Genomic DNA, 13922 nt, shown 5'->3' on the forward strand with positions numbered 1-13922 from the left:
TCATCTCCTTAGACCCTTTTTACGTCGTACCAGTTTGGCCCTATTTTAATATCGACGGTGAGCGGTACGTCCAAGACCAGGGCATTTTCCATGCAGCGCCTGACCAGCTCCTTCAGCCCGTCTATTTCTCCTGCTGGAGCGTCAAAAATAAGCTCATCGTGCACCTGGAGGAGCATTTTTGCTGTGAAGCCATGTTCGCCCAGCTCGCGGTGGATATTGACCATGGCCAGCTTGATGATATCCGCGGCGCTGCCCTGGATAGGGGTGTTCATGGCCGTCCTCTCACCGAAATTACGCAGAGTGCGGTTGGGGCTGAAGAGGTCGGGCAAGTAGCGGCGCCTGTTTAAAAGAGTGGTAACATAACCCTTTTCCCGCGCTTCGCGGATCACCCGCTCGATGTAGTCCTTAACTCCGGCATAACGGGCAAAATAGCTGTCAATATACCGTCTGGCCTCCTGGCGGGATACCTTGATGTCCCTGCTCAGGCCGAAATCGCTCAGGCCGTAGACGATACCGAAATTAACGGCTTTGGCCCGGCTGCGCATCTCCCGCGTCACGTCCTCCGGGGAGACGCCAAAGACCTCCGCGGCAGTCCTGGTGTGGATATCTTCCCCGTTATTGAAGGCATTAATCAGCACCGGGTCACCGCTTACATGAGCCAGTATGCGCAGCTCAATCTGCGAGTAGTCTGCAGTCAAAAGCAGGTTCTCCGGCCTGGAGGCAGTAAAAGCCCTGCGGATCAGGCGTCCTGCCTCCAGACGGATCGGTATATTCTGCAAATTAGGCTCTGAACTGGACAACCGCCCGGTCGCGGTAACCGTCTGGTGAAAAGTAGTGTGCAGGCGGCCGGTTTTAGGGTTGGTCAGAGCTGCCAGCCCGTCGGTGTAGGTTGACTTCAACTTTACCAGCTGGCGGTACTCCAAAATTTTGGCTACCACCTCGTGGGCCATGGCCAGTTCCTCCAATACCTCTGCATCGGTAGAATAACCGGTCTTGGTTTTTTTACCCGCAGGGAGCTTCAAATCCTCAAACAGGACTTTGCCCAGCTGTTTGGGCGAGTTGATATTAAATTCCTGGCCGGCCAGCCGGTAAATGGCGCCCGCCAGATTGTCAATCAAGCTGCCCAAATCTCTTGACATTTCTTCCAGCTTGCTTTTATTTACCGTGATCCCTTCGATTTCCATGCCGGCCAGGATTGCAGCCAGAGGCATCTCCACGTCATAGAAAAGCCGGTCTTGTTCCTGGAGCTTCAGCTTATTGTCCAGCACCTCAACCAATTGCAGGATGCAATGCGCCCTGGCAGGGAGCTCGTCCTTGCCCCTGGGCAGTACCTCGCTCAAATGTTCCAAAGAGACATCCTCAAGTTCGCGGTTGGGGTTAGCCGGGTTGAGCAGGTACGCAGCGATCATGGTGTCGAAAGCCAGGCGCTTGAAGCCTATGCCGCTGCGCTGCAGCAGCCAGATGGTTTCCTTGCCGTTATGGCAGTATTTTTTGATGTTGGGGTCCTCGCAAACAACCTTCAAGGCCTCCATAGCTTTCGAGTTAAAATTGTCCGGGCTGGTTGCGGCTGTATTGGAAAACAAAGTGAGATTCTCGCCGGCGGCTTCATCCTGACAGTCTGCTTCGACTGGTTGCAAGTTCAGGCAGTAGGTTTTACCTCCTTTGAGGGCAAATCCCAACGAGGTCACATTCCCCCTTGCGTCGCCTGAGGCGGCTAAAGCCACCAGCCCCGACTTTTGAGTTGCTTTAACGAAGCTCTTGAGGCTGGCTGGAGTGAGCAGGCTCTGAAAATCGACAGGGTAGGTTTCCAGATCAGGTTCCGGAAAGGCCTGCTGGGCGGCGCTGGATTTGCGTAAGCCCTCCCTTTTTTTCCTCCCCGTTACCCCGTCATCCCGGTAAATGGACTTAATCAGGGATTTGAATTCCAGCTTCTTAAATATCTCCAGAAGTTCCTTGTAGTCCGGACCCTTCCACCGGCATTGTTCCAGGTCGATGTCTATCGGCGCCTCCCGGTGGATCGTGACTAGCTTTTTAGACAACGCCGCCTGTTCCCTAAAAGCTCTGACCTGTTCTCCGGTCCGACCGGTAATTTCACCGGCTGCGGAGAGGAGCGACTCCAGGCTGCCGTATTCCTTGAGCAGCCGTGAGGCTGTTTTTTCACCAATGCCCGGGACGCCCGGGACATTGTCCGACTGGTCACCGGTCAGTCCCTTAAAGTCGGTATACTGCAGGGGAGTTATGCCGAATCTGTCCCAGACCTTTCCTTCGTCGTATTCCTCCAATTCACTGATGCCCTTCCGGGTGAGTTTAACGCTGGTTAGCGGAGATACAAGCTGGAGGGCGTCCCGGTCGCCGGTCAGAATAATACTTTTAATCCCGGCCTGCTCGGCGTGTGCGGAGAGTGTTCCAATCAGGTCGTCAGCCTCAAAATTGTCAATCTCAAAAACCGGTATGCGCATTGCTTGCAGGACTTCTTTTAATAATGGAAACTGGGGCCGCAGGTCCTCAGGCGTAGGGCTGCGGGTGGCCTTGTAGTCTGCGAAGTCGGTGTGGCGGAAGGTTACCCGCCCCTTGTCAAAGGCAACAGCAATGAGGCCGGGGTTTTCTTCGGCCAGTACCTTGAGGAGCATATTGGTAAAACCGAGGACAGCATTAGTTGCCAGCCCCTGACTGGTGGAGAGAAGGGGTATGGCGTGATAAGCGCGGTGGACAAGGCTGTTGCCGTCAATAATGATCATAATTTCTGGAGGCACAGTTATTAACACCTTTCTAAGCATTTTTATATTATTTCACCGGTTGGACCCGAAATACCTTCTCTACCCTAATATTGGAGCGCAGGAAAAACTTGCAGGACTTTGCCTGGCCGAGGGCGAATAGAGCGGATAAAAATAGTGAGGTGATCCAATTGAGCAAAAGAGCCCGGTGGGTTCTGTGCATGGCATTGTTCCTGACCTGTTGGATGGCAGGTCCGCCCCTGGCCGGCGCTTCATCGGCCGGCGCTTTTGAGGAGATCCTGGAGTACGTCCATGAGCTGCACATCAGCAGCCCGCAGGAGGAGGAACTGTACGACGGAGCCATCAACGGGCTTGTCGATACTTTGGAAGATCCCTACACAGTGTATATGAAGCCGGACGAGTTGGAGGAATTCAGCAATTCCTTGCAAGGCACATTTGTTGGGGTGGGTATTGAACTCGTGCCCGGTTACAGCTATCCCAGCATACTTCGTATCATCGAAGGCAGCCCGGCTGAAAACGCCGGGATTAGTGCCGGTGATATCATCATTAAAGTTGACGGGAACGATATAGCTGAAGAATCACTTCCCAATATCGTCCAGAAAATACGGGGACCGGAAGGGACCAGAGTACGGTTGACCATACGGAGGGATGGAAGGGACGACTTTGATGTTGAGCTGCTTCGCTCCAGCATCAATTTGCCTTCCGTACAGGGGGAGCTTCTTGATGGTGGTATCGGCTATATTAATATCGATATCTTTGGGAGCAGTACCGCTGATGATTTCGAAGAAGCTCTCATTACGTTGAAACAAAAGGGCGCGGAGAAGTTGATATTGGACCTGAGGAACGACCCGGGCGGCTATCTCCAGGCGGCCGTCCAAATAGCCGGGGATTTTGTGGAGAAAGGCAGGGTGGTAGTCAGTATCGTCGACAGCAATAATGAGCGTCAGAGTTACTATACCAAAGGCAATATGGTTGCCGAAGGTATGCCTGTGGCAATCCTGGTCAACGGAGCCAGCGCCAGCGCGTCGGAAGCCCTGGCCGCCGCCCTGCAGGATTACGGCGTGGGGGCCCTGATCGGCGACAGGACCTTTGGTAAAGGGACGGTCCAGACCGTCATTCCACTGCAAGCCGGAGGGGCATTAAAACTGACCACAGCCAAGTATCATACCCCGAATGACAGAGTTATTGACCATACGGGCTTAGCTCCGGACATCCAGGTACTGACCCCGGAGCTTCAGTTGGAAGCGGCTAAAAATTGGTTAAACCCTCCGGACAAAACAACGGTTATCCTTGAGGACGGCGGGACGGAGGCCATTGTTAACGGAAGCGCCGTTAAGCCTTCGCAGTCGCCGCTGCAGCAGGGCGACACAATATATCTGCCGCTCAGGTTTGTCTTTGAGGCGCTGGGCTACCGGGTTGACTGGCAGTCTTCTGACGGCAGCGTCAAGGTGGCAGATACCCGATCGGAAGCGCTCTTTTATCCCGGAGAAGACGGGCGGGTTTTATCCGGCGGACAAGTAGTGACGGAGGCAGCTCCCCTTCTTCATAAAAATGAAATAACCTATATACCCCTCTCATCGCTGAATTTTTTTAATTTGAAAGTGGAGGTCGATAACGGCCGGATCACCATTGAGAAATAATTTCATATGTGATATAAATAATAGTCGATCTGGTCAAGAATAATTGCTACTCAGGCATAACTTATATGGGGAGGTGTTCTCATGTCCGGAACCGAAAAGTCATGTCCGTGCGGCAGCGGAAAGCCCTACCTTCACTGCTGCAGCCGGAAAGTCTTCCCTCTTGACCAGATCAGGTGGCGTCACACCGGGCAGGATTTACGCCGCAGGCTCGGTGATTTTGCAGACCAGCCCTTCTTTGCCTGGGAAGCGGCACGGGCACAGGACCTGTACCTGGGCTGTATGGACCAGCAGTTGGTTGATCGCTATGATGACTTCACCATGGAACGCTGCTTTGAATGGTTTATCTTTGATTATAAACTGTCCAGCGGCAAGACGGTGATTGAAACATTCTGGCAGGAAAACCTTCAAGACCTGGGGGAAAAAGGTTCCGGGCTGGCCAGGGACTGGGCCAATTCTCCCATATCTCTCTACGAGGTAACCATGGCCCTGCCCGGTGAAGGGTTGTTGATCAGGGAATTACTCGGTCGCGGGGTAATCCGCGTGCACGATGTGAACGCGGCATCTGAAATAGAATCGGGAAGCATCCTCCTGATGAGGGTCCTCAAGGTGGGAGAGGAATACGAGTTTTCTACCAGCGGATTGGCCTTGCCCGGTAACTGTAAGGAAGCGCTCCTTAATTACCTGTACCAGGACCGGCAGGAGTATTTTGACAAGCGAAGGACTAAGGCCCGGGGCTGGAGAAGCTACCTGAAAGAAAGAGCACATAAAATCAACGCCTACGTCCTGGAGCTTGGCGCCTCAGGAGCGCAGCAGGATCAAGACAGTCCGGGGAAAAGCGGGCTGGAGCGCATGGCCGTATTTGCCGTGGAAAACTGGCAGGAAGCCCTGGAAAAGATTAATCAATCGGGTGACTTCACGTTGCTCCGGGATCTCTATGATTCGTCAGGGGGGTTCAGACAGGCGGCTGCCGCCCTGTTGGGCCGGTCTTGCGGAAAAAAGCCGCTGCGGGTGGTAATAGGCCACCTGCTCCTGACACCAAAGTTTATGGTCATAACTGTCGCAACAACGGGGTTTATGCAGGAAGCCAGGAGAATGTTAATCGCCCTGTTTCAGGAGAATATTGTAGAGAGCATAGGCCGCCGCCGGGAACGGCCGGCCGAAGGAATGACCGCGCCGCTTGGGTTTTACTCCTGGCCGGAACCCGGCTATGCGGCGGTAGCCGACCGGGTCCAGGACGGACTTAAAGCGCTCGGTTATGGACCCAAACAGCAGAAGGGAGCCCTTAAACTTTGGTATGACTTTTGCTCCAAAGAGCAGCCGTCCATTCGCAAAACAGCGGTCTGGGCCGCCACGGTGATATATGCTTTCAGCAGGCTGGAAAACGAAAAAGCGGTTAAACAGCAGGATTTGGCCGGGCAGTATGGAGTTGCGTCATCGACCATCTCGTCCAGGTTCAGGCTGCTCTGCCAGTCCCTCCAACTGGTCGCCTACGATAATCGCTATACCAGCAAAAAACCACCCCTGCACGGTTGCAGGAAAACCATCCTCTTCTAGTCTACAAGGGCAACATAACCGGCCGCAGTTCTAAAAGGGATGCGCATCCCGCTTTTTTACAGACGGGATGTGTTTTTATAAGGAGGACATTTTGACTTTTATAACTGGATTAATTGAAGTTGTTTTCAAAACTATTACCGATGCAATCGCAGCCACCGGGTACTGGGGGATTGCGATCGGCATGGCCATAGAAAGCGCCAATATCCCCCTACCCAGCGAGGTGATTTTGCCTTTTGGCGGTTATCTGGTCTCAACCGGCCGGCTCGAGTTTTACCGTGCCGTGCTGGCTGGAACAATAGGCGGGACAGTTGGCTCGATCCTCTCCTACTACCTGGGGTTGTTGGGGGGGAGGCCTTTCCTGCTTAAATATGGCCGTTACTTTGGCTTTTCAATAAAACACCTGGACCAGGCTACCGGTTGGTTTGAGCGCTACGGTGAGGCCACGGTCTTTTTTACCCGGTTGATGCCGATTGTACGCACCTTTATCTCTCTTCCCGCAGGAATCGCCGGGATGAATTTTAAAAAGTTTGTTTTTTACACCTTCATGGGCTCACTGCCCTGGAGTCTGCTGCTCACTTATGTCGGGTTTAAGCTGGGGCAAAACTGGAAAGCGATTGAACCCTTGTACCACAAGCTGGACATAGTTGTCGTGCTCGGCCTGGTTGCCCTGGCCGTCTACCTGTGGCTGCGCCGCAAGCGCTAGCCACATGGGTATAGCCAACAAGAGCCTGATTATCCTTTGCACTAACCTGTAAACGCGCAGGTCTTAATTTTTCATTGGCTCCACAGGTATGCGGATATGCTTAGAATCCATTCGCGCCCGCATCGCTTGGTTTTTCATGCCCTGCTGACGCCTTGTCAACCGGGATGTCCCATCCTAATATTTTCCGTCTCTAGTATTAATAAGAACAGTATTACGAATAACAGGTGGCTATGGTGCTGGAGAGCGTCTTCTTAACTATCAAAAACTTGGACATACAATGGTTTTATTTCGTTAATCAGTCCCTGCATAATGCCCTCTTTAACGTGGTTATGCCCTTTGTCAGCAATGTCGGCGATAATGGCCTGCTCTGGTTGCTCTTCGCGCTCCTTCTCTATCTATTTGGACCTAAAACGAGAAGGACCTCTTTTTTGATGCTGTTAGCCCTTTTCATCAGCTTTGTGATTGGAGAGGAAATCTTAAAGCACATATTTCAGAGACCCAGGCCTTTTTTAGGCCTTGAGGGAGTAAACCTGCTGGTGGCTTCACCCGGTTCTTTTTCCTTTCCGTCAGGACATGCAGCCAACGCTTTCGCCTCAAGCCTTGTGGTCGCCCGCAAAATACCCCGGCTGGCCTGGCCGGCGCTGCTGATGGCGGTTGTTATGGCATTTTCCAGGGTTTACGTTGGCGTCCACTATCCCCTGGACATCCTGGGCGGAGCCCTGCTGGGGGTGTTATGCGCCAGATTTGTTTTGGGGTTGGAGGCAAGTGTTTACAGGCCTTCCAGAAGGACCAGGCGCCCCCCCCATATCCCATAAAATAACACATATATTCTTACCGGTAGAGAATAAGCTTTAGTAATGACAATTTTGCCTGTCCAGGTCGCATGATTTTGGGAAGGAGGCGCCCTATTGTCTTCTGGAAAAATCCCCAGGATCACCAATATCTGGTCAAAAGTGGTTGAAAACGAGGATGGTTTGCTCTTTTCCAGAGTAGTTATCGAATCAACCGGAGCCTTTGAGACTAAAGTAAAGCGGCAGGGCGGTAAAATCCTGCTCGAAGGTTCAGGGGTTATGGCCAATATGCCGTTAGGGCCTGTGGAAATTAACGATGGGCTGATCCGGAGGGTATCGCTGGACCAGGCCGGTCACGACAGGATTACTGTAGCTATCGAAACCGAACACCCGGCGGCATTTGACTTTGGGGTTACCGGAGAATTGCCCGTAAGGACATCCGTCACTCTGGAGAGAAGCTTTATTACCAGGTTATTTCAAGGCAAGAAAATAGTGATCGACCCCGGGCACGGCGGAGAGGACCTGGGAGGCCGGGGACCGGTTAACCTTGTCGAAAAGAACGTGGTAATGCGAATTGCCTTAAATTTAAAGAAATTGTTTGAACAGGCCGGGGCGGAAGTTATCCTGACCAGACAGGAGGACCAGGCGGTTTCTCCCACGGAACGGATGAAGGCTGCGAAGGACCAAAATACCTGCATCTTTGTAAGTATTCATACCAATACCGACCAGAATAACAAGGTAAGCGGGGCGGCGGTGCTGTATTCATCCTCCAGCCGTGACAGCGCCGGCCTGGCTGGACACGTCAAGGAAGAACTGCTCAAGAAACTCAAACTGGTGGATCGCGGGATCAGAAAAAAAAAGGAATACGGGATATTAGGCTCAATACCGGCCATTGAGGTCGAGGTAGTCACCATCACCAACTGGGTGGAAGAAGGGCTGTTGCGCAGCCCGACAGTGCACAAGAAAGCGGCGGAAGGGATTTTCAACGGGGTGAAGAATTACCTGGCGGGTTCCGTCCGGCAGCAAGAGGTGTTAGTGTGATTACGGCCAGGATACCTATCAGGACTCACGTCCTTACCGAGAAGGACGATATTGTTGATGTCGTTAAAAAATATACCGGAGACATAGTGGAGCCCGGGGATATTGTCACCGTAGCTGAAAGTGTGGTGGCGATTACCCAGGGCCGGGCGATCCTGCCGGAAACAGTGCGCCCGGGGTTTCTGGCCAAAATTCTCTGTCGTTTCCCGGGCAAGGACGGGAGCCTGGCGACTCCCCATGCCATGCAGCTCGCTATTCAAGAAACCGGGACCCTGCAGATCCTACTGGGGGTTGCCGCGGCTGCAGCAGGCAGGCTTGTAGGGCGCAGGGGGGATTTTTACCGGGTGGCCGGACATCACCTGGCGCTCATCGATGATGTGGCCGGAACAATGTACCCCTTCGAGAAGCACATTGTCCTCGGGCCTAAAGATCCCCAGCAGGTAGTTGACAGGATCAGGGACGCCATCGGCGCCGGGGCGGTTATCGTGGATGTGAATGACACGGGGAATGTCGATATCCTGGCTGTCTCCAAGGGGGTCGACACCGGAGGGTTGACCAGGGACCTGGCAGACAATCCATTCGGCAACGACGACCAGCAGACCCCCATTGTAATTCTGAAAATGGCCGGCTAAATAGCGACGAAATCCGTGCCCGCTCTGGCAAGCGGGCTTTAGTTATTTTATGTGCGAATAAGTTTAATCACATTTGAGATAATAGCCATGAAAGGGAAAGGAGGGTTGAAAAATGAAAAAGCCTGAAAAGTTTGTAGCTTGGGTTGCGGCGGTGGTTTTCGGGGCAGCGTTGCTGGCTGGCTGCAATGCGGTGAGGAAGCCTGAGCCGCAGAATCCACCTACCCAGCAGCAGCCCACGGCGCCTGCAGCGCCCAGCCAGCAGCCCATGCCCACCGATGCCGGTGAATTGAACAATATAGCAAATAAAATCTCCAGCGCAGCCATGAAGGTACGCGGAGTCAACACCGCCACCACAGTTATAGCAGGATCGATAGCCTATGTAGGTGTTGACCAGAAGGCTGGAACGGAGCAGAGGGAAACCGACAGGATCAAAAGCGAGGTCAGCGACGAGGCCAAGAAAGCAGAGCCGCGGCTTACCACTGTTTATGTAAGCAGTGATGCGGATACAGTAACACGTATCAGGCGGGTAGCCGAAGGAATAGCCGCAGGGCAGCCAATATCCGCTTTCGATAGTGAACTGGCGGAAATTGTTAAGAGGATGTCCCCCACCTCCAAGTAAGGGAAAAAACCGCATCCAAAAATGCGGTTTTTAAGAATTAATCAGTGACGCCCTGGCCAATCTTTAAGAGTGAGGATACCGTCACCAATTCGTAGCCCTCAGCCCTCAGCCCGGCAATAACATCAGAGAGCGCGCCGGGGGTCTGAGAGGCGGTATCGGAGGCGTTCATCAGGATAATTGAGCCCGGTTGAACGCCCTTGACCACGTTATTTACAATGTTGTCCTTGCCAGGCGTTTGGATATCCATTGAGTTCAGGTTCCACTGGACCACAGTGTATCCGGCTTCAGCAGCCGCAGACAGGAACAGTTCGTTCCATTCCCCGTGCGAGATCCTGAGCAGGGTGGGAGTTACACCGGAGGCCTGGCAAGTGATCTCCTTCATGGTAAGAAGTTCTTCATTGAGTTCAGCCGCGGTACTGTTATCCGGGGTCACCTGGCGGTCAAGGCTGCTCCCGATCTCATGCCCTTCAGCGGCGATACGGCGGGCCAACTGAGGGTATTTTTGAGCCCAGGCGCTGGATATGAAAAAAGTGGCCTGCTGGTTTTGTGTCTTTAGGGTGTCCAGCACCGGACCTGGTACCTTGCCGCCCCAGCTTATGTTGAAGGTCAGCGCCACAACTTTATGGCTGGTCCTGGCCTTGCAAATAGCCTGGTGCTTGGCGTGGACAGGCAGGATGCCATCCGGTTGGACCAGCGCGACTGTAAAAATGAAGGCTGTCAAACCTACGAGCAGGACTGCCTGCATAGGCTTTTTAATTTTAGAGAGGTCCAAAAAATAAGTTTTCATCGCCGTCACTCCGTACCTAGAAGTATTTACCATTATATATGAGCGAAGTAAACGGGATATTACAATTATTACCAATATTTCAGGAGGCAAAATGTCCGGATTGTCCAGGTATAAACCAGTTCTTCTTTTAGCGCTTATATTGTGCCTGTTTTGCCCATCTACAGCGCTGGCAACAGCGCCCCGCGTAAGCTCAAGCGCCGCTGTACTTATGGACGTGACAACCGGCCAGTTGTATTTTACCAAGAACGCCGCCAGGCGGGCCGACCCGGCCAGCTTGACCAAGCTCATGACAGCTGTCGTTGCCCTGGAAAGTGGTAAACTAGATGATGTAGTCACTATAACCGGACGGTCGTCATCAGTGGAAATGGGGTCGATTATCGATCTGCGCAAGGGTGAAAAAATAACCCTGGAGGAACTGCTCAAGGCTGCGCTGGTGACCTCCGCCAATGATTCCACCGTAGCCATAGCCGAGCATGTCGGGGGCAGCCATGACCGCTTTGTCCGCATGATGAACGCCAAGGCGGTGGCCCTGGGTTTGTTCGGTACCAGATATATAAATACCAACGGCTATCATCACCCCAACCACTATACCACCGCCCGCGATCTGGCGGTGCTGACCAGGTATGCCCTCGGGCTCCCCAAGATCAATGAACTGGTGCAGACGCGGGAGGCTACGGTACACTGGGTTGAACCGCAACAGCGGGAGGAAAAGATAATAAACAGCAACCGCCTGCTCTCCATCGGCTATGATGGCATCGACGGGGTGAAAACAGGGACCACGCCCATGGCCGGCAACTGTCTGATCGCTTCAGCCACCCGGGATGGGCGGCGTTTAATTGCTGTGGCGCTTAACTGCTACGATCGCTACCGGGATTGTATAACTCTGCTGGACTACGGGTTTGAGGTAGTGAAGCCGGTGACTGTTGCCGGGGCAGGCGAGAAGGTCACACAAGCGGCCGTGACGGGTGGCGTCCAACCTTCAGTGGACGCTGTGGCCGGAGAAACGTTGGAGGTAAGAATAGACCCTGATTTTCTGTCTAAACTGGAACAGCGCCTGGAAGTCAAGGAAACCGTGCCGGCGCCGGTTAAACAGGGACAGAGCCTTGGCCAGGCAGTTTACTTCCTGGATGGCCAGGAAATCGGGCGGTTAAACCTTGTGGCGGCGGAGGACGTCCCAAGACCAGGATGGCACAGGCAATTATGGGATAAAGTGTTTGATTGATAAACTCGATAAGCTTCTCGTAGCTCGCTTAGTTTAGATCGCGCAGAGACAGATACTGCTGGTTTCGCAGAACAGCCAATATCCATGTGGAGATAATGAGTGCCTCTGCCAAAAAAAAGACACCTGTTTAAACAAGTGTCTAAAAACTAACTTGATATAATTTTACAACAAATTTTTACTTACATATTCTTTCCCAGTATCAGTAATAGAAATGTTTTTTGTAAAAACTGCAACAACATTACCACTACTAAGAATTATATTAGCTCCTTTGATTAGTTCTAAGTCGCTAAGTTTTTTTAATGCTATGTTAAATTCATCGAGATCCATATTTAATTTTTCTTTTGTAATCTCCTGACTAATATTGGGTGAATCTTTTTTACTCTCATCAAAGATAGCTAATAATACTTTATCTTCATTACTCATAGTATCACCTCCTTTCTGCTAAGAGAAAAAGGTGCTCCTACATAAATATTTCGTTTTAGTCTATATATTATTAAATATATCATGATTATTAAATATTAGACAATGATGGCAAAGCTGAGTGAGCTGGAGAAAATAAAAGATATAAGGAGATTAAGAGTAATAAATAATCTCTATTTAATTAGATTATGATATTTAATTGATATTTCTTAGTTGTGAGTAATTGTTTATTTTCTATGTAAAGATATTGTTAGTTTTGTTTGACTTGTTTAAAGAAATAATGGTTATTTGTATTGATTGCACAATAAAACAATTGTTATTTTTGTATTGATTGTTCAATTAAATCATTGTTATTTTGTATTGATTCTACAATGCATTAATGAAAAGGGATTGAAAGCCCGATATCTTGTTTATGACTATTGAATTCTTTGATATTGATACTAATGGCATTGAAGATATTGAAAAACTCAAAAAAAGTTAACGAGGCCACGTTATCAATGAAAGCCATATGGATGGCTCCAGAGGAATTCGGATTGACGCTGAAAAAGAATTCTTGTTGGAGCGGAGGATTCGTAAGGGCAGGAGGGAACGGTTGTTTTGAGGAAGGCTTAATATTTAACAGAGGAAATGCCTTAAAGAGACCCTTAAATGGTCCACTTGACATTTATACATGAACGCTTTAATATTTTGGAAAAAAACTGAAAGAAGTGGTCGGTTAAAACGTTTGACTTTCCCTCAGGGGTTGGCACAGGTAATGGGATAAAGTGTTTGATTGATAAAGCTTGACTTATGCCGGGCTATCAGGCATAATATATTGTACTGACAGCTTAATGGGCGGGTAGTTCAGTGGGAGAACGTCTGCTTGACACGCAGAAGGTCGTAAGTTCAATTCTTATCCCGCCCACCAAAACATTAAAAATCCAGTAATATCAAGGGTTCCAGAGGTTTAAATCTCTGGAACTTTTTTATTTTGAGTACTTAATTTATAATTCTGATTTTGAAATTATAAATTTAAGAAATCAAGTATATCAAGGGTTCAGAGAATTAACTCCAATTTTTTACCCTCTGCTAAGAAATTAAGTTGTCACTAAAATTTTAGAAGGAGTGGGTAAAAATGGAAAACAAACAACTGGTGAAAATGTTTATCTTGTATCAGGAAAGCCGAAATCTATCACCTAAAACTATTGAATGGTATCGTTACATTACGAAGAATTTCCTTGACTACTGTAATGAACATGAAATTAAAATTGACACCATGAAAACCCCTGAATCTCGCCAATGGGTGAATTGGTTGCAAAAGAATGAAGCTGATTACAAAGGTAATTCCATTAATTGTCATATCAGAGCAGTAAAGACCATGTTTAATTATCTCCTTGAGGATGAATATATTTCAAGAAATCCATTTGCTAAAGTAAGTCAAATTAAAACTGATAAAGTTATAATTCCTACTTTTGAACCAGAAGAAATAAAACTAATGCTCAAACAGTTTAATAAAAACCATTTTGCAGACGTTCGGGATAGTTTAATCATTCGGGTTTTATATGATTGTGGTCTCAGAGTTTCCGAAGTAACCAATTTAAAAATTGCTGACGTAGACACAGAAAAAAATCTTTTAAAAGTGTTTGGCAAAGGACATAAGGAACGCTTTGTTCCATCTATTAAGCCCCTTAATTGAGTTTGAGCCATACCCCCTTATTAATATAAACTAATATTAACGGAGGGGTATGGATGAAACGTAAAAGATATCCTCAGGATTTCAAAGAGCAGCTTGTTAAAGAAGC

At 49.9% G+C, this 13922-nt stretch carries 13 protein-coding genes and 1 tRNA gene; 11 read left to right on the forward strand and 3 right to left on the reverse strand.

The annotated features are described in order from the left end of the window. Positions 1 to 8 precede the first annotated feature (8 nt). Complete coding sequence (polA, locus tag Psfp_RS16925) at positions 9 to 2777, reverse strand: DNA polymerase I (RefSeq protein WP_243120754.1); 2769 nt, start codon at positions 2775 to 2777, stop codon at positions 9 to 11. A 128-nt stretch (positions 2778 to 2905) separates the two neighbouring features. Here polA and Psfp_RS16930 point away from each other — a divergent pair, with 128 nt between their 5' ends. The 7 genes from Psfp_RS16930 (at position 2906) to Psfp_RS16960 (ending at position 9712) form a co-directional block, all read left to right on the forward strand. Then, the gene (locus Psfp_RS16930) at positions 2906 to 4375 is read left to right on the forward strand and encodes a S41 family peptidase (RefSeq protein ID WP_153189552.1); all 1470 of its coding nucleotides are present in this window, start codon (positions 2906 to 2908) and stop codon (positions 4373 to 4375) included. A gap of 81 nt (positions 4376 to 4456) precedes the next feature. Next, the gene (locus tag Psfp_RS16935; RefSeq protein WP_134219712.1) at positions 4457 to 5929 is read left to right on the forward strand and encodes an SEC-C domain-containing protein; all 1473 of its coding nucleotides are present in this window, start codon (positions 4457 to 4459) and stop codon (positions 5927 to 5929) included. Between the two features lie 91 nt (positions 5930 to 6020). Further along, complete coding sequence (locus Psfp_RS16940; protein WP_243120755.1) at positions 6021 to 6632, forward strand: DedA family protein; 612 nt, start codon at positions 6021 to 6023, stop codon at positions 6630 to 6632. Between the two features lie 230 nt (positions 6633 to 6862). Further along, positions 6863 to 7447 carry a phosphatase PAP2 family protein gene (locus Psfp_RS16945; protein WP_134219714.1) on the forward strand — a complete coding sequence of 195 codons (585 nt, stop codon included), beginning with the start codon at positions 6863 to 6865 and terminating at the stop codon, positions 7445 to 7447. A gap of 93 nt (positions 7448 to 7540) precedes the next feature. Then, on the forward strand, positions 7541 to 8464 hold the full coding sequence (locus tag Psfp_RS16950; RefSeq protein WP_134219715.1) for an N-acetylmuramoyl-L-alanine amidase: 924 nt from the start codon (positions 7541 to 7543) through the stop codon (positions 8462 to 8464). Continuing rightward, complete coding sequence (locus Psfp_RS16955) at positions 8461 to 9093, forward strand: coenzyme F420-0:L-glutamate ligase (RefSeq protein ID WP_134219716.1); 633 nt, start codon at positions 8461 to 8463, stop codon at positions 9091 to 9093. The genes Psfp_RS16950 and Psfp_RS16955 overlap by 4 nt, the downstream gene beginning before the upstream one ends. Positions 9094 to 9205: 112 nt before the next feature. After that, complete coding sequence (locus Psfp_RS16960; protein WP_134219717.1) at positions 9206 to 9712, forward strand: YhcN/YlaJ family sporulation lipoprotein; 507 nt, start codon at positions 9206 to 9208, stop codon at positions 9710 to 9712. Positions 9713 to 9749: 37 nt separating this feature from the next. Here the strand turns inward: Psfp_RS16960 and Psfp_RS16965 are convergent, their stop codons facing one another. After that, entirely contained in the window at positions 9750 to 10499 is a 750-nt protein-coding gene (locus Psfp_RS16965; RefSeq protein ID WP_192895499.1) for a polysaccharide deacetylase family protein, read from the reverse strand. A gap of 91 nt (positions 10500 to 10590) precedes the next feature. Between Psfp_RS16965 and Psfp_RS16970 the strand changes: the two genes are divergently transcribed. Beyond that, positions 10591 to 11721 carry a D-alanyl-D-alanine carboxypeptidase family protein gene (locus tag Psfp_RS16970; RefSeq protein WP_134219719.1) on the forward strand — a complete coding sequence of 377 codons (1131 nt, stop codon included), beginning with the start codon at positions 10591 to 10593 and terminating at the stop codon, positions 11719 to 11721. Between the two features lie 162 nt (positions 11722 to 11883). Here the strand turns inward: Psfp_RS16970 and Psfp_RS16975 are convergent, their stop codons facing one another. Further along, a complete protein-coding gene (locus Psfp_RS16975; RefSeq protein WP_134219720.1) occupies positions 11884 to 12144 on the reverse strand; it encodes a YjcQ family protein in 261 nt (86 codons plus the stop codon). 416 nt (positions 12145 to 12560) lie between these two features. Between Psfp_RS16975 and Psfp_RS21365 the strand changes: the two genes are divergently transcribed. From Psfp_RS21365 to Psfp_RS16985, 3 genes are all read left to right on the forward strand, one after another. Next, on the forward strand, positions 12561 to 12815 hold the full coding sequence (locus Psfp_RS21365; protein ID WP_192895500.1) for a hypothetical protein: 255 nt from the start codon (positions 12561 to 12563) through the stop codon (positions 12813 to 12815). Between the two features lie 158 nt (positions 12816 to 12973). After that, positions 12974 to 13048 (forward strand) — tRNA-Val (locus tag Psfp_RS16980). Between the two features lie 207 nt (positions 13049 to 13255). Next, positions 13256 to 13816 (forward strand): tyrosine-type recombinase/integrase, encoded by a 561-nt coding sequence (locus Psfp_RS16985; protein WP_134219721.1) that lies wholly within the window; start codon positions 13256 to 13258, stop codon positions 13814 to 13816. Positions 13817 to 13922: the final 106 nt, after the last annotated feature.

This window comes from Pelotomaculum sp. FP (assembly GCF_004369245.1).
Classification (GTDB): domain Bacteria; phylum Bacillota; class Desulfotomaculia; order Desulfotomaculales; family Pelotomaculaceae; genus Pelotomaculum_C; species Pelotomaculum_C schinkii.